This window comes from Lysinibacillus sp. COL-1, from assembly GCF_059814265.1.
In genome coordinates, this window is the sequence record NZ_JCAWSJ010000002.1 from 627847 (window position 1) to 649128 (window position 21282).

General features: G+C 42.4%; 11 protein-coding genes, 18 tRNA genes and 3 rRNA genes. 31 read left to right on the forward strand and 1 reads right to left on the reverse strand.

From position 1 onward, the window contains the following. Nucleotides 1-274: 274 nt before the first annotated feature. Nucleotides 275-1729, reverse strand: coding sequence for a helix-turn-helix domain-containing protein (locus AC6BKE_RS03535; RefSeq protein WP_058844645.1), 1455 nt, complete (start codon nt 1727-1729; stop codon nt 275-277). Nucleotides 1730-2010: 281 nt separating this feature from the next. Between AC6BKE_RS03535 and hutH the strand changes: the two genes are divergently transcribed. The 31 genes from hutH to AC6BKE_RS03690 all read left to right on the forward strand — a co-directional run bounded on the left by hutH (nt 2011) and on the right by AC6BKE_RS03690 (nt 21229). Continuing rightward, on the forward strand, nt 2011-3525 hold the full coding sequence (hutH, locus tag AC6BKE_RS03540; protein WP_058844644.1) for a histidine ammonia-lyase: 1515 nt from the start codon (nt 2011-2013) through the stop codon (nt 3523-3525). A gap of 161 nt (nt 3526-3686) precedes the next feature. Continuing rightward, nucleotides 3687-5357 (forward strand): urocanate hydratase, encoded by a 1671-nt coding sequence (gene hutU / locus AC6BKE_RS03545; RefSeq protein WP_058844643.1) that lies wholly within the window; start codon nt 3687-3689, stop codon nt 5355-5357. Next, a complete protein-coding gene (gene hutI, locus AC6BKE_RS03550) occupies nt 5354-6631 on the forward strand; it encodes an imidazolonepropionase (protein WP_058844642.1) in 1278 nt (425 codons plus the stop codon). Before hutU ends, hutI begins: the two co-directional genes overlap by 4 nt. A gap of 150 nt (nt 6632-6781) precedes the next feature. Next, on the forward strand, nt 6782-7582 hold the full coding sequence (locus AC6BKE_RS03555; RefSeq protein WP_058844641.1) for an NUDIX domain-containing protein: 801 nt from the start codon (nt 6782-6784) through the stop codon (nt 7580-7582). 80 nt (nt 7583-7662) lie between these two features. Then, nucleotides 7663-8217, forward strand: coding sequence for a cysteine hydrolase family protein (locus tag AC6BKE_RS03560; RefSeq protein WP_101967045.1), 555 nt, complete (start codon nt 7663-7665; stop codon nt 8215-8217). 19 nt (nt 8218-8236) lie between these two features. Then, entirely contained in the window at nt 8237-9697 is a 1461-nt protein-coding gene (locus AC6BKE_RS03565; RefSeq protein WP_499855848.1) for a nicotinate phosphoribosyltransferase, read from the forward strand. Nucleotides 9698-9702: 5 nt separating this feature from the next. Then, nucleotides 9703-10317: a nicotinate-nucleotide adenylyltransferase gene (gene nadD, locus AC6BKE_RS03570; RefSeq protein ID WP_101967047.1), complete on the forward strand. Its 615-nt coding sequence runs from the start codon at nt 9703-9705 to the stop codon at nt 10315-10317. 164 nt (nt 10318-10481) lie between these two features. Continuing rightward, nucleotides 10482-12335 (forward strand): SLC13 family permease, encoded by a 1854-nt coding sequence (locus AC6BKE_RS03575; protein WP_058844639.1) that lies wholly within the window; start codon nt 10482-10484, stop codon nt 12333-12335. A 408-nt stretch (nt 12336-12743) separates the two neighbouring features. After that, nucleotides 12744-14295 (forward strand): 16S ribosomal RNA (locus AC6BKE_RS03580). Nucleotides 14296-14604: 309 nt separating this feature from the next. Beyond that, nucleotides 14605-17532, forward strand: a 23S ribosomal RNA gene (locus AC6BKE_RS03585). Nucleotides 17533-17598: 66 nt separating this feature from the next. Further along, a 5S ribosomal RNA gene (gene rrf, locus AC6BKE_RS03590) occupies nt 17599-17714 on the forward strand. Together the 16S, 23S and 5S rRNA genes with 18 tRNA genes alongside form the textbook arrangement of a ribosomal RNA operon. 11 nt (nt 17715-17725) lie before the next feature. Beyond that, nucleotides 17726-17801 (forward strand) — tRNA-Val (locus AC6BKE_RS03595). A 26-nt stretch (nt 17802-17827) separates the two neighbouring features. Further along, nucleotides 17828-17902 (forward strand) — tRNA-Met (locus AC6BKE_RS03600). A gap of 3 nt (nt 17903-17905) precedes the next feature. Continuing rightward, nucleotides 17906-17981, forward strand: a tRNA-Asp gene (locus AC6BKE_RS03605). 8 nt (nt 17982-17989) lie between these two features. Beyond that, nucleotides 17990-18065 (forward strand) — tRNA-Thr (locus tag AC6BKE_RS03610). A 7-nt stretch (nt 18066-18072) separates the two neighbouring features. Continuing rightward, nucleotides 18073-18156 (forward strand) — tRNA-Tyr (locus tag AC6BKE_RS03615). Between the two features lie 4 nt (nt 18157-18160). Beyond that, a tRNA-Trp gene (locus AC6BKE_RS03620) sits at nt 18161-18234 on the forward strand. A 47-nt stretch (nt 18235-18281) separates the two neighbouring features. Then, nucleotides 18282-18357: transfer RNA gene (locus tag AC6BKE_RS03625), tRNA-His, on the forward strand. A 9-nt stretch (nt 18358-18366) separates the two neighbouring features. After that, nucleotides 18367-18441 (forward strand) — tRNA-Gln (locus AC6BKE_RS03630). A gap of 14 nt (nt 18442-18455) precedes the next feature. Further along, nucleotides 18456-18528: transfer RNA gene (locus AC6BKE_RS03635), tRNA-Lys, on the forward strand. 19 nt (nt 18529-18547) lie between these two features. Further along, nucleotides 18548-18624: transfer RNA gene (locus AC6BKE_RS03640), tRNA-Arg, on the forward strand. A gap of 15 nt (nt 18625-18639) precedes the next feature. After that, nucleotides 18640-18716 (forward strand) — tRNA-Pro (locus tag AC6BKE_RS03645). 15 nt (nt 18717-18731) lie between these two features. Continuing rightward, a tRNA-Ala gene (locus tag AC6BKE_RS03650) sits at nt 18732-18807 on the forward strand. Between the two features lie 13 nt (nt 18808-18820). Further along, a tRNA-Ser gene (locus AC6BKE_RS03655) sits at nt 18821-18913 on the forward strand. 4 nt (nt 18914-18917) lie between these two features. Continuing rightward, nucleotides 18918-18993: transfer RNA gene (locus tag AC6BKE_RS03660), tRNA-Phe, on the forward strand. 6 nt (nt 18994-18999) lie between these two features. After that, nucleotides 19000-19073, forward strand: a tRNA-Gly gene (locus AC6BKE_RS03665). Between the two features lie 4 nt (nt 19074-19077). Then, a tRNA-Ile gene (locus AC6BKE_RS03670) sits at nt 19078-19151 on the forward strand. Nucleotides 19152-19158: 7 nt separating this feature from the next. Beyond that, nucleotides 19159-19235 (forward strand) — tRNA-Asn (locus AC6BKE_RS03675). A gap of 1 nt (nt 19236) precedes the next feature. Then, nucleotides 19237-19308, forward strand: a tRNA-Glu gene (locus tag AC6BKE_RS03680). 318 nt (nt 19309-19626) lie between these two features. After that, the gene (locus AC6BKE_RS03685) at nt 19627-20673 is read left to right on the forward strand and encodes a nitric oxide synthase oxygenase (RefSeq protein ID WP_089934917.1); all 1047 of its coding nucleotides are present in this window, start codon (nt 19627-19629) and stop codon (nt 20671-20673) included. A 25-nt stretch (nt 20674-20698) separates the two neighbouring features. Continuing rightward, nucleotides 20699-21229 carry a hypothetical protein gene (locus AC6BKE_RS03690; RefSeq protein ID WP_271912108.1) on the forward strand — a complete coding sequence of 177 codons (531 nt, stop codon included), beginning with the start codon at nt 20699-20701 and terminating at the stop codon, nt 21227-21229. Nucleotides 21230-21282: the final 53 nt, after the last annotated feature.

The window sequence follows — 21282 nt, forward strand, 5'->3', positions numbered from 1 at the left end:
TCTTCATCTATAACTATAACAAATATAAAATAGAATTGCTAGTACATTATAATTATTATCGTTAAAGAATTTTTATATTTAAAGATAAACTATAAATATATGCGAAGGAAAGGCGTTTTATACATAGTTTTCACCAGAAATTTCACTTTTCTAATCTCCTTTTAAAAAATATTAGGTATGAAAATGACATGAATTTTAAGATAATGACTACATTGTAAAAACCTTTATTGAAAATAAAATGGACTAATTGAAAATTATTTCAATCAATTATCTTTTAGTTTTTTCGATATCGATTAGGCGTTATGCCGATTTGTTGTTTAAATATTTTAATGAAATAATTAGGATCATCAAAACCGTTTAAATGGGCAATTTCACTAATGGAAAAATCCGTTTCTAGCAGCATGTTAGTAGCATGATGAATTCTTATTTGCTGTAAATAGCGTTTAAATGGTAAGCCTTGCTTCTTTGAGAAAATGGTACTTAAATAATTTGGGCTGATTCCGAGCTTATGGGCGACGAAGGGCAGGGACAAGGAGCTATCATTAAATTGTTGATCAATTATTTCTAAAGCTAGTTCAACATAATCGGCTCGTTTCTCCATTCGAGCTTCCCGCGCTAATTCAATTAATGTTTGTGTGAAAGAAATAATGCCATTGAGAATTGTATAAAATATAGGATGTTCAATGATTAAGTGAAATAGCTGACGATAGCTTTGCTCGATAACTGCTTTTTCGTGTAATTTATATTTCAACATAAAGCGTCGAATTTGTGCTAGAACACTTGTTAAATGAATACGTAGATCATCTTGCTCATAATATATTCCCTCATTAGATAGCTGGTATAAAAATGTTTTAACGGCTTCAAGGTTTCCGTCTTCCAAACTACTGATTAACAATTGCTGCTCTTCTGGTGTTAATAAGGGATCAAAGGGCTGTGTTTCAATTTGTTTGCTTGCATAAAAAATATGACCAAAGCCTTCGTAAAAGCTTTGATGTAGTGCGCGCTTTGTTAATGTATACATGTTTTTGATGGTTGTCGGTGGCCCATCATAAATGCCAATATTTAAAGAACTATTACTAATTAATCGCCATTCCATCATAAGTGCACGGACATCCTTTTCTACCATCTTTATGTCACTTGTTTGAAAAAGGCATACAATTGTATTGGACAGAGGGTAGGTTTTCATATGGAAGTGGATAGGTGTTTGTTGTAGCCAATTGTAAAGCTTATTAAAAGTTTCGATATGTTCTGGCTCCATCATTGTGAAATGTATGGTCGTCTCAATTGAACTAGATTTGTTATCTAAAAATAATTGATCATAAAAGGAATCATTTGTAGTCTCCTGTGCATATTCCGTGACCTGTGGTGTGCGAAGAGAAATGGTTGTGAGCTTTTGTTTTAATAATTCTAAATCAATGGGTTTTACAAAGAGATGGGCCACTTGTAAATCTATTGCCTTCAATGCATTTTTAAATAAAGGTTCTGTCGTCATTGCAAGAATGGCACCAGATAGCTTTTGTAAATCCCGATAAAGAGCCGTTAAGCGATTATTAGGAAATAGATCGATATTTAACAGAATGGCGTCCGGTTCAAATAATCGAATTCTTTGGGGCACCTCTGAAATACTTGTGCACATTTCAATGAAGACGTCTCCAGGGAAATAGGTATGTAAAAACCACTTTATGCCTGCCAAGTCGGTAGGATCACGATCAATTAATAATAGCTTCATTACATCAACTCCTATAAAATATTCCAGTTTCATATAAAAATACGATTATATTATTAAAAATAACATAGGAATCTGAAAAAAATCTTCTTTTCTCTTTTAAAATTCTCTATATTCTGAAAAAAGTAGTGAGTACAATGTAAATAGAGTAATAAATCATCAGCAGAAACCACTTGTACAATGAAAACGCTTAAATGGAATTTAATGCTGAAGTTTTTAATATTACGACCAATAAATGAGGAGTTTTTATTTACATAGTTAGATAGGGAATAGGAGGATGTCATGTGAAATCGATCATCGAGCTTGATGGCAATACATTAACAAGACAACAAATTGAGGAAATCGTTAAGGGGCAAGCAACAGTTGCACTTTCTGTTAATAGTTTACAACGTATTCGTTTAAGTAGAGAGCGTATCGAGAAACGCTTAGCTGAAGGACAAACGATTTATGGAGTGAATACAGGCTTTGGGCAACTCAGCAATATAAAAATTGAGCAAGAGGATATTGAGCTATTGCAGCTGAATTTATTACGATCTGATGCAACGGGTGTTGGTGAACCGTTCCCTACTGATGTTGTACGTGCAATGATGGTGTTACGTGCCAATGCTTTAGCTAGAGGATTTTCTGGCATTCGTGAGGAAACCGTACAGCTGTTATTGGAGTTTATTAATAAAGGAGTGCATCCGATTGTTCCGTCACAAGGTTCGGTGGGAGCAAGCGGCGATTTGGCGCCATTATCGCATTTGGCATTAGTGCTAGTGGGAGAAGGTAAGGCGGAGTTTAACGGAGAAGTTATGAGTGGAAGCGAGGCGCTACAACGAGCGGAGTTAACACCAGTTCGACTTCAAGCTAAAGAGGGGCTGGCACTTGTTAATGGTACGCAAGCTATGACAGGAATTGGTGTATTAACAGTCAATGAAGCTGAACGAATTGGACTTGCGGCGGATATGGCGGCAAGCTTGACGCTAGAAGCTTTAAAGGGCATTACGTCAGCATTTGATCCAGCGCTATTAGCAGTAAGGCCACATCCAGAATTAGAACTGGTGGGGGGACGTATTCGTAAGTGGCTTGATGGTAGTAAACGTGTCACAAAGCAAGGCGAAATTCGCATGCAGGATGCTTACTCGCTACGCTGTATTCCGCAAGTACACGGTGCTTCTTGGCAGTCCTTTTTCTACGCGGAGAATCGTGTTCAAACTGAAATGAACGCGACTACAGATAATCCGATTGTTTTAGAAAGTGGTGAGGTACTATCGGGTGGTCATTTCCATGGTCAGCCAATTGCCTTGGCAATGGACTTTTTGAAGATTGGTGTAAGTGAATGGGCTAATATTTCAGAACGTCGTACAGAACGTATGGTAAATCCACATCTTAACGAAGGATTGCCGCCGTTCTTGGCAACAAACCCAGGGATTGAATGTGGACTAATGATTGCACAATATACAGCAGCTTCTATTGTCTCAGAAAATAAAGTATTAGCTCATCCTTCTAGTGTGGATTCTATTCCTACATCAGGTAACCAAGAGGACCATGTAAGTATGGGAACAACATCGGCCCGTCAAGTACGTCAGATTGTTCACAATGCGGCTCGCGTTATCGCAATAGAATTAATTTGTGCTTCTCAGGCAATCCATTTAGATAAGGCGGAAGAGCAATTATCTCCAACAACACGTAAATTCTTAGAGAAAGTGCGTGAATTCTGTCCACCTTTATTAGCAGATCAACCAATTGGTGACGAAATTGAAGCATTGGCGAAATATTTACTAGCAAGTAATGATCTAGTAAATGAGTATGTGTAAATAGGATTGAATGAAAGAGCAAAGGCTGAGGCAAGACTCGTTAAACCGAGTCACCTCTGCTTTGGATATAATTATATGCTTTTTAGTCTGAATATTCAGTCTTTATTTTAGTGTCTACACTTTCAAACTAATAGTATTTTTATGAAAAGGAGCGTGTTTTTATGGTATTCAAAACAGATATTCGTGCACCGCGTGGAAGTGAACTAACATGTAAGGGATGGACACAGGAAGCGGCAATGCGTATGTTAATGAACAATCTAGATCCAGAGGTGGCTGAGAACCCAGATGAGCTGATTGTGTACGGTGGTATTGGAAAGGCTGCTCGTAACTGGGAAAGCTATGAACAAATTATTGCTTCTTTAAAAGAATTAGAGAATGATGAAACACTGCTGATTCAATCAGGGAAGCCAGTAGCTGTATTCCGTACGCATGAGCATTCTCCCCGTGTATTAATTGCCAATTCAAACCTAGTACCTGCATGGGCAAATTGGGATCATTTCTATGAATTAGAGGACAGAGATTTAATGATGTATGGGCAAATGACTGCGGGTAGCTGGATTTATATTGGTGCTCAGGGCATTTTACAGGGAACTTATTTATCATTCGTAGAAGCAGGGAAGAAGGTATTTGGTACTGCGGATTTACGTGGTAAATTCATCCTAACAGGTGGTATGGGCGGTATGAGTGGTGCACAGCCGTTAGCTGGGAAAATGGCAGGCGCTGTAATCTTAGTCGTTGAAGTGGATCGTGCCCGCATTGAACGTAAAATAAAAGAAGGATACTGTGATTACATCGTGGAGACTGTGGATGAAGCCATTGCATTAGTCGATAAATTACGTAATCAGAAAGAGCCAGCTTCTATTGGTCTTGTAGGGAATTGTGCAGATGTCAATCGTGAGCTGTTAAATCGAGGGATTATTCCGGATTTTGTGACGGATCAAACATCTGCACATGACCCGATTAATGGCTATGTACCAAATGGCATGACATTTGAAGAAGCATTAGCACTTCGGAAATCGGACGTTAAAACGTATGAGCACAAAGCGAAAGAAACAATGGCAGAGCATGTTCGTACAATGCTAGCATTTCAAGATGCAGGTGCAGAAGTATTTGATTATGGAAATAATATTCGTGCCTATGCCAAAGAGATGGGTGTAACGAATGCCTTCGATTTCCCGGGCTTTGTACCAGCCTATATTCGTCCACTATTCTGTGAAGGAAAGGGACCATTCCGTTGGGCGGCTCTTTCAGGAAACCCTGAGGATATTTATAAAACAGATGCACTTGCGAAAGAGATGTTCGCTGAAGACGAAGGTCTAGTCAATTGGATTGATATGGCGCAAAAAATGGTTAAATGGCAGGGGTTACCAGCTCGTATTTGCTGGTTAGGCTATGGTGATCGTCATCGCTTTGCATTAAAGGTAAACGAAATGGTTGCGAATGGTGAATTGTCAGCACCGATTGTCTTTGGACGTGATCATTTAGATTCAGGTTCAGTCGCATCACCAAATCGTGAAACAGAAGGGATGATGGATGGTTCGGATGCAGTATCGGATTGGCCAATTTTAAATGCGCTTGTAAATACTGCTAGTGGTGCGAGCTGGGTGAGTGTGCATCATGGCGGTGGTGTAGGAATGGGATATTCACAGCATGCAGGTCAAGTACTAGTTGCGGATGGATCGGCGCTTGCTGCTGAAAAAATCGCACGAGTATTGATTTCGGACCCTGGCATGGGTGTTGCCCGTCATGCTGATGCAGGCTATGAGATTGCGATTAATACGGCAAAAAACAAAGGTGTCCATATACCAATGTTAAAGGGTGATGTGAAGTGACCATTCTAATTAGAAATGCCAATGAAGTAATTACTTTGAGAAGTAATGCACAAGGACCGCGTACGAAAGAACAAATGCAGGAAATTGCGGTAGTAGAAAATGGCTGTGTACTAATTGAAGAAGATCGTATTGTAGCTGTTGGAGCTTTTGAACAACTGGAAGTAGATTTCCCTGATTTAGTAAGGAAAGCAGACATTATTGATGCTACTGGTAAGATTGTGATGCCAGGTTTAGTGGATTGTCATACCCATTTAGTGCATGGTGGAACACGTGAACAAGAATTTAATATGAGACTTAATGGTTCTACCTATATGGAAATTATGAACGCAGGTGGCGGTATTCATGCTACAACAAAGCGTACACGAGAAACCAGCTTTGAAGAATTATATGAAAAGACGATGCAGCATTTAGATGTATTTTTAAAGCATGGTGTGACAACTGTTGAAGCAAAATCAGGTTATGGATTGGATTGGGATACGGAAAAGAAGCAGCTAGAGGTAGCGAAACAATTACAAGCTACACATGACGTTGATATTGTTAGTACGTTTATGGGTGCGCATGCAGTACCACGCGACTATAAGGAACGTGAGGATGAATTTGTTGATGTTGTAATCCATGACATGTTGCCCAAGGTGGCAGAGCTAAAACTGGCAGAATTTAATGATGTATTTTGTGAAAAGGGTGTCTTTACACCAGAGCAATCTCAGCGCATTTTAGAGGCTGGCAAAGCTCTTGGCTTAACACCGAAAATACATGCTGATGAAATCGAGCCTTATCAAGGAGCGGAGCTTGCTGCCGAGGTGGGAGCTATTTCGGCAGAGCATTTGCTGGTTGCTTCTGATAAAGGAATTCTAAAAATGGCTGAAGCGGGCACAATTGCTGTATTACTGCCAGGAACTGCATTCTTTTTACGTGCACCATATGCAAGAGGACGTCTAATGATTGATGAAGGGGTGCCTGTAGCAATATCAACAGATTTTAACCCGGGATCATCACCGACAATGAGTTTACCATTTATTATGAATTTAGCCTGTATGCATATGGGCATGACATTGGAGGAAGTGTTAACTGCGACAACGATTAATGCAGCTTATGCATTAAATCGAGGCAAACAAATAGGTTCCTTGGAAGCGAATAAAAAAGCGGATGTACTTATTTTAGATGTTGCCAACTATAAGCAGTTACAATATTTCTATGGTATGAACCATACACATACAGTTATCAAAAATGGGCAAGTTGTTGTACAAAACGGCATTCTGTTGAATAATCGATAAAAAATGGGCATAAATAAGGCTGAGGAAGCTTTATTTATGCTTTTTTAAAATTGAGTTGCAATTACCTTGAAGGAAGATTATAATACAATTAAATAGTAATTATTGAATTACAAATTACTTAACCTTGTAATCAATTAAAGGGGTTATACAATGACAAAATTCCGTACTGAGGAAGAAGTGCTTGAGCATTATGATTCTTCAAAATATCAAACACCTGATGGATATACCGCAGATATTGCCATTTTTACAATTACGTCAGAGAAAACAGAAGAAAAGGCGCCGCCCAACATGACGCTTAAGATTATGCTAATTAAGCGTGCGGCTAAGGATGCTGATGGAAATCCGAATATTGAAGGAGGGAAATGGGCACTCCCAGGAGGATTTGTAGATGCCGATCAAAAAGAAACAGCCTATATCGCAGCTAAACGAGAATTAAAAGAAGAAACCAATGTTGAAGGTTTGCATGTTCAACACTTTGGTGTTTATGATCAAATCGATCGAGATCCTCGTGGTTGGATGATCTCAAATGCATTTTACGCAATTGTTCCTGAGACATATATTGAACAACGTCAAGCAAATGATGATGCGGCTGAGGTAGAACTGTTTGATATAGAAAGTGTATTTACACTTCAACTAGCCTTCGATCATAGAAAAATTATTACAGATGCGTTGAATTTTATTAAAAGAGATATGATTCAAACAACCGTTGCTAAAAATTTTTTACCACAAGCATTCACTTTGTCAGAATTACAGCGAGTACTTTTAACAGTTGGGGAAGATCCTCGAATTTCTAATGATTCGGTGTTCTTTACAAAAGCACCCAAATTACCTTTTATCGAAAAAATATTAGATGAGGAAGGCAAACCGAAGAAAACCAAACGAAATTCATTCAGACCTTCGCAACTATATAGATTTAATAATTTTGAAATGGTGGAGTCCATTTATCATTAGGAAAGATCCGTCTTTCCTGATTGTTTTAAATATAGTAATTTGTAATTTAGCTATTACTAATTAAAAAACGGAGTGATGAGATGATGAAAAAGCGAGCATTAATTAATATTGATTATACAGTTGATTTTGTTGCATCTGATGGAGCCTTAACTTGTGGAGAGCCTGGCCAGCTGCTTGAGCAAGCAAATGTAGGCTTAACGAAGGAATTTATATTGAATGGTGAGTTTACGGTGTTTGCCATCGATGTTCATGAACGAGGAGATGTTTATCATCCAGAAACAAAGCTATTTCCACCACATAATATTCGAAATACAAAAGGCAGAGATTTATTTGGCGCTTTAAAACCGTTGTACGAAGCACATAAAGAGCAGGATCATGTCTATTACATTGATAAAACGCGCTACTCAGCTTTTGCAGGGACAGATTTAGAGCTGAAACTACGTGAAAGAGGCATTACTGAGCTTCACTTAATCGGCGTTTGTACAGATATCTGTGTTCTTCATACAGCTGTCGATGCTTATAATAAAGGGTTCGAAGTCGTCATTCATAAGAATGCTGTCGCCTCCTTTAATCAAACAGGCCATGAGTGGGCGTTAGGACATTTCGAGCATACACTTGGCGCCACTGTGATTTGACATGAATGGAGGGAAAAACATGAAATATGCTGACGATAGTTTTATGTTACACACAGATCTATATCAAATTAATATGGTTCAAACTTACTGGCAAGATGGGGCTCATCAACGCAAAGCTGTTTTTGAGCTATATTTTAGAAACCTTCCATTTGGCAATGGTTATGCGGTATTTGCAGGCTTAAAAAAAGCTATCGAGTTTATTAATAACTTCGGTTTCTCTCAAAGTGATATTCAATATTTACGAGAAGAAGGAAAATATCCAGAGGAATTTCTTCAATATTTACAGGAGCTTAAGTTTACTGGATCGATTAAGGCGATGAGGGAAGGAGAACTAGTCTTTGCGAATGAGCCTATCCTACGAATTGAAGCCCCATTGGCAGAAGCCCAATTAATGGAAACCCCTTTGTTAAATATTGTGAACTATCAAACGTTGATTGCGACAAAGGCTTCACGCATTAAACAAGTGACAGGTGAGGATGTCGTGATGGAGTTTGGTACTCGACGTGCACATGAATTTGATGCAGCTATTTGGGGAACTCGTGCTGCCTATATAGGTGGATTCTCTTCAACAAGTAATGTAAGAGCAGGAAAATTATTCGGTATCCCCGTGTCAGGAACGCATGCCCATGCAATGATTCAAACCTATCGGGATGAGTACACTGCATTTAAAAAATATGCAGCGGCACATAAAGATTGTGTATTTTTAGTAGATACCTATGATACGTTACGTTCGGGCGTTCCTAATGCGATTCGTGTAGCAAAGGAGCTAGGAGATCACATTAATTTTATTGGTATTCGTTTAGACAGTGGTGATCTAGCATATCTTTCAAAACAGGCAAGAAAAATGCTAGATGCTGCAGGATTTACAGAAGCAAAAATTATGGCTTCGAATGATTTGGACGAATATACAATTATGCATTTAAAGTCGCAAGGTGCACAAATTGACGCTTGGGGAATCGGAACGAAGCTTATTACAGCCTATGATCAGGCAGCTCTTGGCGGGGTATATAAATTAGTTTCAATTGAAAACGAAAGTGGAGATATGGTAGATACCATTAAAATTTCAGCAAATCCTGAAAAAGTGACTACACCAGGGCGTAAACGTGTTTACCGTATTATTAATATGGATAATGGTCATGCTGCAGGAGACTATATTGCATTAGAGGGAGAAAACATAGAGCAAGAAGAAAGATTGAAAATGTTCCACCCTGTTCATACGTATATTAGTAAATTTGTAACGAATTTTTTTGCAAAAGATTTACATGAAAGCATCGTAGAAAACGGAAAAGTGGTTTATGAGGAACCTACAATTCAAGAAACACAAGCATATGTGAAAGAAAATTTACATTTACTGTGGTGTGAATATAAACGAACAATGAATCCCGAAGAGTATCCTGTCGATTTAAGTCAAGCATGTTGGGACAATAAAATGGCAAGCATACAGGACATAAAAGAAAAAATTTCACAAGATAGGAGGTAGCTACAATGGCGAGAATAGGTATTTATGGTTCATCCTTTGATCCTATTACCAATGTTCATCTTTGGACAGCAAGCACAGTCGCGCACCGTTGTAAATTAGATAGAGTCATTTTTTTACCTTGTTCAAACAAACGTAAAGATAAAACGATAAAAACAGCAGATACTCATCGTTGGAATATGCTACAGCTGGCCATTGCTAAGGATGATCGTTTTATTGCAGATTCCTATGAGATGGACCAAGAAGGCTGGAACATCTATACTTATGACACGATGAAATACTTTAGAGAAAAACATCCAGAGGATGAATTGCATTTTATCATGGGCGCTGATTTATTAGTGGATATCGGCGCGGGATTGTGGAAAAAAGGTGACGCATTAGTTGCGGAGAATAAATTTATTGTAATGGCTAGACATGGCATCGATATGCTATCAACGATTAGTCGTTCTCCCATTTTAAGAAATAATGATGATGGTAGATTCCATCTGATAGATAAAGGGCTAGCGATGGAAATTAGCTCTACTTATATTCGTGAGGAATTTGCGATGGGGGGAGAGCCGAGATACCTCTTGCCTACTGCTTGTTACGACTATATTAAAGAGCATCATCTTTATCAAAAATAGTGGAATTATTTTTTTAAGTGTGGTTGGATGCCGCACTTTTTTTAATTTTGAAAAGATGGTGAATTTCATCATATGTAGCTCTAGGTAAGCTATAATAAAAATAGCAATGGAATACACCCTTTTTGCTGACGATAATTACAATGATTAATGTTAGAAAGGAATTCATGGATGTGCAGCTTACATTAACATTTCTTATTTTAGGAGCAACAATTTTTGCATTTGTGACCAATAAAATACGAGCAGATCTTGTAGCGATTGTGTCACTTCTAGCATTTGTCATTGCGGATATTCTAACGCCAACGGAGGCATTAGCTGGTTTTTCAAACTCTGTCGTTTTAATGATTGCAGGGCTATTTGTCGTGGGCGCTGGAATATTACGCACAGGTCTAGCAGGAATGGCAGGGCAACTCTTACTTAAATGGTCGGGCAATAGTGAGCTGAAATTATTTGTGCTACTGCTTATTATTGTAGGATCTGTTGGTGCCTTTATGAGCAATACTGGTACCGTAGCATTAATGATGCCAATCGTTGTAAGTATAGCGATTAGTATGAAAGTTAGTCCGTCTAAGTTTCTACTCCCACTCTCATATGTAGCAAGTCTTTCTGGTCTGATGACACTGATTGCGTCACCAACCAATTTAATTGTCAGTCAGTTATTGGTTGATCGAGGCTATAATAAACTGGGCTTTTTTGAAGTGACCCCTATTGGTATTGTTGGGATGATTGCTGGAATTACTTATTTAGTGCTTGTACGTAATATTCTATTACCAAAGGATCAAAACCGTACACAAACAAATGAAGGCTATAAACTTTCACCAAAAAAAATTATTAAGCAATATGATTTAAATAATCGTCTATTTAAAATCGCTGTTCCTGAAGACTCACCAATTATTGAGACATCTTTAGCAGAGCTAAAACTGCCAGCTAAGTACACGCTCTGTATGATGAAAATTCATCGTAAATCACAGGAGGGTATCAATTTACTGCCGATGACATATCAGGAAATGGCAGGTCCAACTAGTGTCATTCATGCCAAGGACGAGCTGTATGTTCAAGGAGAAGTAGAGGATATTCGTCGTTTTGTTGAGGATTATCATCTTGAGATGCAAGGGTTAGTGGAAGGAGAAGCTGATGAATTGGTATCGAAACATCTCGGTATTGCAGAGGTGTTGCTGACACCTAATTCGAGCTTTATTAATGAAACCGTTAGCTCTCTTGGATTCAGGGAAAAATATAATTTAAATATCATTGGCATTAATCGCAGAGGTGGTTATAAGCTTCAGGATATGGTTTCTCATAAATTGAAATTTGGAGATGCCATATTAGTACAGGGAGCATGGGATGAAATTCTCTTGTTAGCAAGAGAGACCCAGGATGTCGTGGTTGTCGGTCAGCCTAAAGAACACGCGAGTGTGGCAGCCGCTACAGGTAAAGCTGGTATTGCCGGTTTAATTATGCTGTTGATGATTATTTTAATGGCATTCGAAGTTTTCCCAGCTGTAATCTCAGTAATGATTGGTGCTGTGTTGATGATTTTAACAGGCTGTTTACGAAACATGGAAGATGCCTATAGCAATATGAATTTTGAAAGTATTGTGCTAGTGGCTGCAATGTTGCCAATGGCAACGGCGTTAGAAAAAACTGGAGGCATGACCATTTTATCGGATGGTATTATTAATGCCTTGGGTGATTTTGGACCATATGGCGTGCTCATTGGTGTTTATATTTTAACAGCTATATTTGGTCAATTTATAAGTAATACGGCAACTGCTGTATTGTTCGCGCCCATTGCAATGAGTGCAGCCATTGCTATGGAAGTTAGTCCTACAACATTTATGATTGCAGTAGCAGTTGCGGCAAGTATGGCATTTGCTACGCCGATTGCTTCCCCTACGAATGCGCTAGTAATGACGGCGGGGGGCTATAAATTTATGGATTTTGTAAGAATAGGGGTACCATTACAAATTGTTATGTTTATCGTTATGATGATTGCCATCCCATTCTTTTTCCCGTTTTAAAAACTCGGTTTCTATACCGAGTTTTTTATTTTATATAAAGATCTATTATTTTTTATCGAAAAGTATGATAAAATTCTTTTTTAGATAGCGGTATAACATGGCACTCACTTGTGAAAATTGAATTTTAGGTTGTCATTATTTTTACGAGTATATATAGGAAGTTTTTCATTACCAAGAAAAAAGTTAAATTTTTTTCATGAAAAGTGTTGACCTTTTAAAAATAAGAGTGTAGTATTATACAAGTCGCCACGGTGACACGCTAAAACAAAGCAAAACATGAACCTTGAAAACTGAACAAGCAAAACGTAATCAATAAAGTTTTCAGTAACTAACTTCGGTTAGTGAACGAAACAAAATTTTGGACATCAAAATGATGCCAGCAAAACAATTTGAGCTATTCAAATTTCTTTTATGGAGAGTTTGATCCTGGCTCAGGACGAACGCTGGCGGCGTGCCTAATACATGCAAGTCGAGCGAACAGAGAAGGAGCTTGCTCCTTCGACGTTAGCGGCGGACGGGTGAGTAACACGTGGGCAACCTACCTTATAGTTTGGGATAACTCCGGGAAACCGGGGCTAATACCGAATAATCTGTTTCACCTCATGGTGAAACACTAAAAGACGGTTTCGGCTGTCGCTATAGGATGGGCCCGCGGCGCATTAGCTAGTTGGTGAGGTAACGGCTCACCAAGGCGACGATGCGTAGCCGACCTGAGAGGGTGATCGGCCACACTGGGACTGAGACACGGCCCAGACTCCTACGGGAGGCAGCAGTAGGGAATCTTCCACAATGGGCGAAAGCCTGATGGAGCAACGCCGCGTGAGTGAAGAAGGATTTCGGTTCGTAAAACTCTGTTGTAAGGGAAGAACAAGTACAGTAGTAACTGGCTGTACCTTGACGGTACCTTATTAGAAAGCCACGGCTAACTACGTGCCAGCAGCCGCGGTAATACGTAGGTGGCAAGCGTTGTCCGGAATTATTGGGCGTAAAGCGCGCGCAGGTGGTTTCTTAAGTCTGATGTGAAAGCCCACGGCTCAACCGTGGAGGGTCATTGGAAACTGGGAGACTTGAGTGCAGAAGAGGATAGTGGAATTCCAAGTGTAGCGGTGAAATGCGTAGAGATTTGGAGGAACACCAGTGGCGAAGGCGACTATCTGGTCTGTAACTGACACTGAGGCGCGAAAGCGTGGGGAGCAAACAGGATTAGATACCCTGGTAGTCCACGCCGTAAACGATGAGTGCTAAGTGTTAGGGGGTTTCCGCCCCTTAGTGCTGCAGCTAACGCATTAAGCACTCCGCCTGGGGAGTACGGTCGCAAGACTGAAACTCAAAGGAATTGACGGGGGCCCGCACAAGCGGTGGAGCATGTGGTTTAATTCGAAGCAACGCGAAGAACCTTACCAGGTCTTGACATCCCGTTGACCACTGTAGAGATATAGTTTCCCCTTCGGGGGCAACGGTGACAGGTGGTGCATGGTTGTCGTCAGCTCGTGTCGTGAGATGTTGGGTTAAGTCCCGCAACGAGCGCAACCCTTGATCTTAGTTGCCATCATTTAGTTGGGCACTCTAAGGTGACTGCCGGTGACAAACCGGAGGAAGGTGGGGATGACGTCAAATCATCATGCCCCTTATGACCTGGGCTACACACGTGCTACAATGGACGATACAAACGGTTGCCAACTCGCGAGAGGGAGCTAATCCGATAAAGTCGTTCTCAGTTCGGATTGTAGGCTGCAACTCGCCTACATGAAGCCGGAATCGCTAGTAATCGCGGATCAGCATGCCGCGGTGAATACGTTCCCGGGCCTTGTACACACCGCCCGTCACACCACGAGAGTTTGTAACACCCGAAGTCGGTGAGGTAACCTTTTGGAGCCAGCCGCCGAAGGTGGGATAGATGATTGGGGTGAAGTCGTAACAAGGTAGCCGTATCGGAAGGTGCGGCTGGATCACCTCCTTTCTAAGGATTATTTCGGAATACAAACCTAGGGTTTGTAAGATTACGTTTTGCGTTCAGTTTTGAAGGTTCATTCTTTCTTGAATGAAAAGCTTCAAAACTTGTTCTTTGAAAACTGGATAAAACGACATTGAAATTGTAACAAACACATTTATTTTTTTAAGTTTTTTTATAGGCTTAATAACATTAGAAGGTTTCAAGACACGAGCAGTTCTAGGAAGCAATCGAGTGAATGAAGGAGCGTACTTGAGTACGTGACTGATTGAACGAGTGAAGCTGACAACGAAATGTGATGTGTATTGAAAGCCGTTAGGTTAAGTTATTAAGGGCGCACGGCGAATGCCTTGGCACTAGGAGCCGAAGAAGGACGGCACTAACACCGATATGCTTCGGGGAGCTGTAAGTGAGCTTTGATCCGGAGATTTCCGAATGGGGGAACCCACTACGTTTAATCGCGTAGTATCTTGACGTGAATACATAGCGTCTTGAAGGCAGACCCAGGGAACTGAAACATCTAAGTACCTGGAGGAAGAGAAAGAAAAATCGATTCCCTGAGTAGCGGCGAGCGAAACGGGAAGAGCCCAAACCAAGAGGCTTGCCTCTTGGGGTTGTAGGACACTCAATACGGAGTTACAAAAGAGCGAGTTAGATGAAGCGACTTGGAAAGGTCCGCCAGAGCAGGTAAAAGCCCTGTAGTCGAAAGTTCGTTCTCTCCTGAGTGGATCCTGAGTACGGCGGAACACGTGAAATTCCGTCGGAATCTGGGAGGACCATCTCCCAAGGCTAAATACTACCTAGTGACCGATAGTGAACCAGTACCGTGAGGGAAAGGTGAAAAGCACCCCGGAAGGGGAGTGAAAGAGATCCTGAAACCGTGTGCCTACAAGTAGTTAGAGCCCGTTAATGGGTGATAGCGTGCCTTTTGTAGAATGAACCGGCGAGTTACGATTACGTGCGAGGTTAAGCTTTAGAAGGCGGAGCCGCAGCGAAAGCGAGTCTGAATAGGGCGAAATAGTACGTGGTCGTAGACCCGAAACCAGGTGATCTACCCATGTCCAGGGTGAAGGTAAGGTAACACTTACTGGAGGCCCGAACCCACGCACGTTGAAAAGTGCGGGGATGAGGTGTGGGTAGCGGAGAAATTCCAATCGAACTTGGAGATAGCTGGTTCTCTCCGAAATAGCTTTAGGGCTAGCCTCGTGATGAGAATACTGGAGGTAGAGCACTGTTTGGACTAGGGGGCCATCCCGGTTTACCGAATTCAGACAAACTCCGAATGCCAGATATTTATACACGGGAGTCAGACTGCGAGTGATAAGATCCGTAGTCAAAAGGGAAACAGCCCAGACCACCAGCTAAGGTCCCAAAGTAATCGTTAAGTGGAAAAGGATGTGGCGTTGCACAGACAACCAGGATGTTGGCTTAGAAGCAGCCATCATTTAAAGAGTGCGTAATAGCTCACTGGTCGAGTGACGCTGCGCCGAAAATGTATCGGGGCTAAACGATTCACCGAAGCTGTGGATTGACATCTACGATGTCAGTGGTAGGAGAGCGTTCTAAGTGCGTTGAAGTCAGACCGGAAGGACTGGTGGAGCGCTTAGAAGTGAGAATGCCGGTATGAGTAGCGAAAGACGGGTGAGAATCCCGTCCACCGTATGACTAAGGTTTCCTGAGGAAGGCTCGTCCGCTCAGGGTTAGTCGGGACCTAAGCCGAGGCCGATAGGCGTAGGCGATGGACAACAGGTTGATATTCCTGTACCACCTCCTCACCGTTTGAGAAATGGGGGGACGCAGTAGGATAGGGTAAGCGCGCTGTTGGTTATGCGCGTCCAAGCAGTAAGGCGTGTGTGTAGGCAAATCCGCACACTGTAACGTTGAGCTGTGATGGCGAGTCCGTATGGACGAAGTTCCTGATTTCACACTGCCAAGAAAAGCCTCTATCGAGGTGAGAGGTGCCCGTACCGCAAACCGACACAGGTAGTCGAGGAGAGAATCCTAAGGTGTGCGAGAGAACTCTCGTTAAGGAACTCGGCAAAATGACCCCGTAACTTCGGGAGAAGGGGTGCTCTTGAGCGTGCAAGCGCATGAGAGCCGCAGTGAATAGGCCCAGGCGACTGTTTAGCAAAAACACAGGTCTCTGCAAAACCGTAAGGTGACGTATAGGGGCTGACGCCTGCCCGGTGCTGGAAGGTTAAGAGGAGTGGTTAGCGCAAGCGAAGCTGCGAATTGAAGCCCCAGTAAACGGCGGCCGTAACTATAACGGTCCTAAGGTAGCGAAATTCCTTGTCGGGTAAGTTCCGACCCGCACGAAAGGCGTAACGATCTGGGCACTGTCTCAACGAGAGACTCGGTGAAATTATAGTACCTGTGAAGATGCAGGTTACCCGCGACAGGACGGAAAGACCCCGTGGAGCTTTACTGTAGCCTGATATTGAATTTTGGTACAACTTGTACAGGATAGGTAGGAGCCAGAGATCTCGGAGCGCCAGCTTCGAAGGAGGCGTCGGTGGGATACTACCCTGGTTGTATTGAAATTCTAACCCATGCCCCTTAGCGGGGTAGGAGACAGTGTCAGGCGGACAGTTTGACTGGGGCGGTCGCCTCCTAAAAGGTAACGGAGGCGCCCAAAGGTTCCCTCAGAATGGTTGGAAATCATTCGTAGAGTGTAAAGGCACAAGGGAGCTTGACTGCGAGACCTACAAGTCGAGCAGGGTCGAAAGACGGGCTTAGTGATCCGGTGGTTCCGCATGGAAGGGCCATCGCTCAACGGATAAAAGCTACCCCGGGGATAACAGGCTTATCTCCCCCAAGAGTCCACATCGACGGGGAGGTTTGGCACCTCGATGTCGGCTCATCGCATCCTGGGGCTGTAGTCGGTCCCAAGGGTTGGGCTGTTCGCCCATTAAAGCGGTACGCGAGCTGGGTTCAGAACGTCGTGAGACAGTTCGGTCCCTATCCGTCGTGGGCGTAGGAAATTTGAGAGGAGCTGTCCTTAGTACGAGAGGACCGGGATGGACACACCGCTGGTGTACCAGTTGTCTTGCCAAAGGCATCGCTGGGTAGCTATGTGTGGACGGGATAAGTGCTGAAAGCATCTAAGCATGAAGCCCCCCTCAAGATGAGATTTCCCATTACGCAAGTAAGTAAGATCCCTCAAAGACGATGAGGTAGATAGGTTCGAGGTGGAAGTGTGGTGACACATGGAGCTGACGAATACTAATCGATCGAGGACTTAACCAAAACGTTTGAAACATTCAATGAACCGTTTATCCAGTTTTGAAAGAACAACTCTTTCAACTGAATAAGTGAAGTGATGATGGCAAAGAGGCCACACCCGTTCCCATACCGAACACGGAAGTTAAGCTCTTTAGCGCCGATGGTAGTTGGGGGCTTCCCCCTGTGAGAGTAGGACATCGCTTCGCTTATTTTTCGTGGAGGATTAGCTCAGCTGGGAGAGCATCTGCCTTACAAGCAGAGGGTCGGCGGTTCGAGCCCGTCATCCTCCACCATTATTTTTAAAACAGTATAGTATTATCGCGGGGTGGAGCAGTGGTAGCTCGTCGGGCTCATAACCCGAAGGTCGTTGGTTCAAATCCAGCCCCCGCAACCAAATGGTCCCGTGGTGTAGCGGTTAACATGCCTGCCTGTCACGCAGGAGATCGCCGGTTCGATCCCGGTCGGGACCGCCATTTTTTTTGCCGGTGTAGCTCAGTTGGTAGAGCAACTGACTTGTAATCAGTAGGTCGTGGGTTCGACTCCTATCGCCGGCACCATTCCCTTGGAGGGGTAGCGAAGTGGCTAAACGCGGCGGACTGTAAATCCGCTCCTTAGGGTTCGGCGGTTCGAATCCGTCCCCCTCCACCATTTTAGGGGCATAGTTCAACGGTAGAATAGAGGTCTCCAAAACCTTTGGTGTGGGTTCGATTCCTACTGCCCCTGCCAGGTATTGAGGTACTCGTTCATATACAGCTGTTATAATTTATATAGTGGCGATTGTGGCGAAGTGGTTAACGCATCGGATTGTGGTTCCGACATTCGTGGGTTCGATTCCCATCAGTCGCCCCATTTTCAAATTGGGGTATAGCCAAGCGGTAAGGCAACGGATTTTGATTCCGTCATGCCTAGGTTCGAATCCTAGTACCCCAGCCATTTTTCTTTTTTACGAGCCATTAGCTCAGTTGGTAGAGCATCTGACTTTTAATCAGAGGGTCGAAGGTTCGAGTCCTTCATGGCTCATCGTTTTTTAATGAATATTGCGCCCGTAGCTCAATTGGATAGAGCGTCTGACTACGGATCAGAAGGTTATGGGTTCGACTCCTGTCGGGCGCGCCAATAAATTTATGTTTTCGGAATGTAGCTCAGCTTGGTAGAGCACTTGGTTTGGGACCAAGGGGTCGTAGGTTCGAATCCTGTCATTCCGACCATTTTTTATGATAAATGGGGCCTTAGCTCAGCTGGGAGAGCGCCTGCCTTGCACGCAGGAGGTCAGCGGTTCGATCCCGCTAGGCTCCACCAGTTCAATATTTTTGGAGGTATACCCAAGTCTGGCTGAAGGGATCGGTCTTGAAAACCGACAGGCGGGTAACACCGCGCGGGGGTTCGAATCCCTCTACCTCCTCCATTTTGGGTCAGTAGCTCAGTTGGTAGAGCATTAGATTGAAGCTCTAAGTGTCGGCGGTTCGATTCCGTCCTGACCCACCATTATTTGCGGGTGTAGTTTAATGGTAAAACCTCAGCCTTCCAAGCTGATGTCGTGAGTTCGATTCTCATCACCCGCTCCAAAATGGGCCTATAGCTCAGCTGGTTAGAGCGCACGCCTGATAAGCGTGAGGTCGATGGTTCGAGTCCATTTAGGCCCATCATTATTCCGAAGTAGCTCAGTTGGTAGTAGCACCTGACTGTTAATCAGGTTGTCGCAGGTTCGAGTCCTGCCTTCGGAGCCACGGCCCGTTGGTCAAGTGGTTAAGACACCGCCCTTTCACGGCGGTAACACGGGTTCGAATCCCGTACGGGTCATCAAGCATGTAGCACAAATATTGTGTTACATGCTTTTTCTTTTATCAATAAATGATACATTAGTAAAGAGTGAAAGCTACGAATCCGCTATCAATGGTTCAGTAGCTTTTTTACATGACTAATATTTTGTTTCTCCTTTCTATAAGATGTCGCCCACCTCTTTTCCTTCTTCATTCACAATATCTTCTAATCATGATTCGATTCATTATAAATTTGAACAAACTATTTCATATATGCAATATGTATGTTTTTTTATAGCTATTTTCGTGGTGCTTGTCGTTTTGTTCCTCTAATATGAGGATAAGTGGAGGAATCGAAATGAATATACAGGAGATCCAGCAATTTTTAAGTTTATATCAGACAGAACAAGATGAATCAGAGCGTTGGTTAGCGAATAGATTACAACAGATTAAGAATGCAGGTGAGTACGACCCAACAACAGAGGAGCTAGCTTTTGGTGCACGGGTGGCGTGGCGTAATAGTAACAAATGTATTGGTCGTCTGTTTTGGCAATCATTGCATGTAGTAGATGCACGTGCCGTTTTAGATGAACAGGATATTTTTCAAAAACTACTGGAGCATATCGATTATGCAACAAATAGTGGAAAAATCCGTCCAACAATAACAGTATTTGCTTCGAACAGAGTGCGTATATGGAATCATCAGCTAATTCGTTATGCAGGCTATGAAACGGAAGCTGGCGTTATTGGTGATGCACATTCTATTGTTTTTACTAAAGTATGTGAATCGTTAGGTTGGAAAAGTGAGAGGACACCATTCGATGTGTTACCTCTTGTTATACAAGTAGATGAGCGAGCTCCGCAGCTGTTTACAATTCCTGTAGAATATATTTTAGAGGTGCCAATTCGTCATCCAGAGTCAGTGGATGTAGAGAAATTAGGAATGAAATGGTATGCTGTACCCATAATTTCAAGTATGCGTTTTCAAATGGCAGGCATTGATTTCCAAGCCGCACCCTTTAATGGCTGGTATATGGGGACAGAAATCGGTGCACGTAATTTAGCAGATCATGACCGTTATAATATGCTACCAGCTATTGCGGAGGTTTTTAATCTTGATACAACCAAGCAAGCTTCACTTTGGCGTGATCGTGCATTAGTGGAACTTAATATTGCTGTCCTTCATTCTTTTAAAGAACAAGGCGTGAGCATTGTCGATCATCATACAGCTGCTCAGCAGTTTAAATTGTTTGAAGAAGCAGAGGAATCAGCAGGACGAGACGTTACAGGCAACTGGACATGGCTAATCCCACCACTTTCGCCCGCAACGACTCATATTTTCCATAAACCTTATGTCAATATTTATCATACACCCAATTATTTTTATCAAAAACCATGCTATTAACTGATTGTGGAGAGGACGAAACGCTATGTTGAATGAGCAAATTCCGAGTATCCCGTGGTTACAATTGACGACACCTTATGGAAGAGGAACGGCTATCCCTCAGCTGATTGAACAGGAGCAATATACAGAGCTAGCTGAGTTAGTGGAGCATCAAGGTACACTATGGCAGGTCACACCATGGGCTTTGCTTGTCCTTCTAAAAAAGCTTGCTAGCAAAAATACGGGGGATGTCTCTGTACAAGAAGTAGAGCTTTATTTAGCTGTGGCACATGCAATTTCTGAAGATTATCTAGACCCATCCTATTCAGTTCAAACTATGCAGGAGCTGTTAGATGTCAAATATTTATGGATGGATCACGAAGAGAATGATGAGCTGGAATGGGAGGAGGAAACGCCAAAGGGTTATGAGCAGAAAGCTTTTGTAAGCTATTATTATTTTAGTTATATACTCTTACAAGAGGCTGTTCCTATTTTTGCAGCAGTTATAGCTCACAACAAAGAAACAGCAGACCGTCTTACTGAACTGCTAACCTTACTACAGCAATTGGACAAATAAAACGTCTATACCTATATAGAAGTAAAGCAGATGGGAAATATGAGCAGTTATCC

Coding starts and splice junctions, on each gene's coding strand:
- AC6BKE_RS03535 (WP_058844645.1), bottom strand. CDS start 1,729: ATGAAGCTATTATTAATTGATCGTGATCCTACCGACTTGGCAGGCATA.
- hutU (WP_058844643.1), top strand. CDS start 3,687: ATGGTATTCAAAACAGATATTCGTGCACCGCGTGGAAGTGAACTAACA.
- AC6BKE_RS03555 (WP_058844641.1), top strand. CDS start 6,782: ATGACAAAATTCCGTACTGAGGAAGAAGTGCTTGAGCATTATGATTCT.
- AC6BKE_RS03560 (WP_101967045.1), top strand. CDS start 7,663: ATGATGAAAAAGCGAGCATTAATTAATATTGATTATACAGTTGATTTT.
- AC6BKE_RS03565 (WP_499855848.1), top strand. CDS start 8,237: ATGAAATATGCTGACGATAGTTTTATGTTACACACAGATCTATATCAA.
- nadD (WP_101967047.1), top strand. CDS start 9,703: ATGGCGAGAATAGGTATTTATGGTTCATCCTTTGATCCTATTACCAAT.
- AC6BKE_RS03575 (WP_058844639.1), top strand. CDS start 10,482: ATGGATGTGCAGCTTACATTAACATTTCTTATTTTAGGAGCAACAATT.
- AC6BKE_RS03685 (WP_089934917.1), top strand. CDS start 19,627: ATGAATATACAGGAGATCCAGCAATTTTTAAGTTTATATCAGACAGAA.
- AC6BKE_RS03690 (WP_271912108.1), top strand. CDS start 20,699: ATGTTGAATGAGCAAATTCCGAGTATCCCGTGGTTACAATTGACGACA.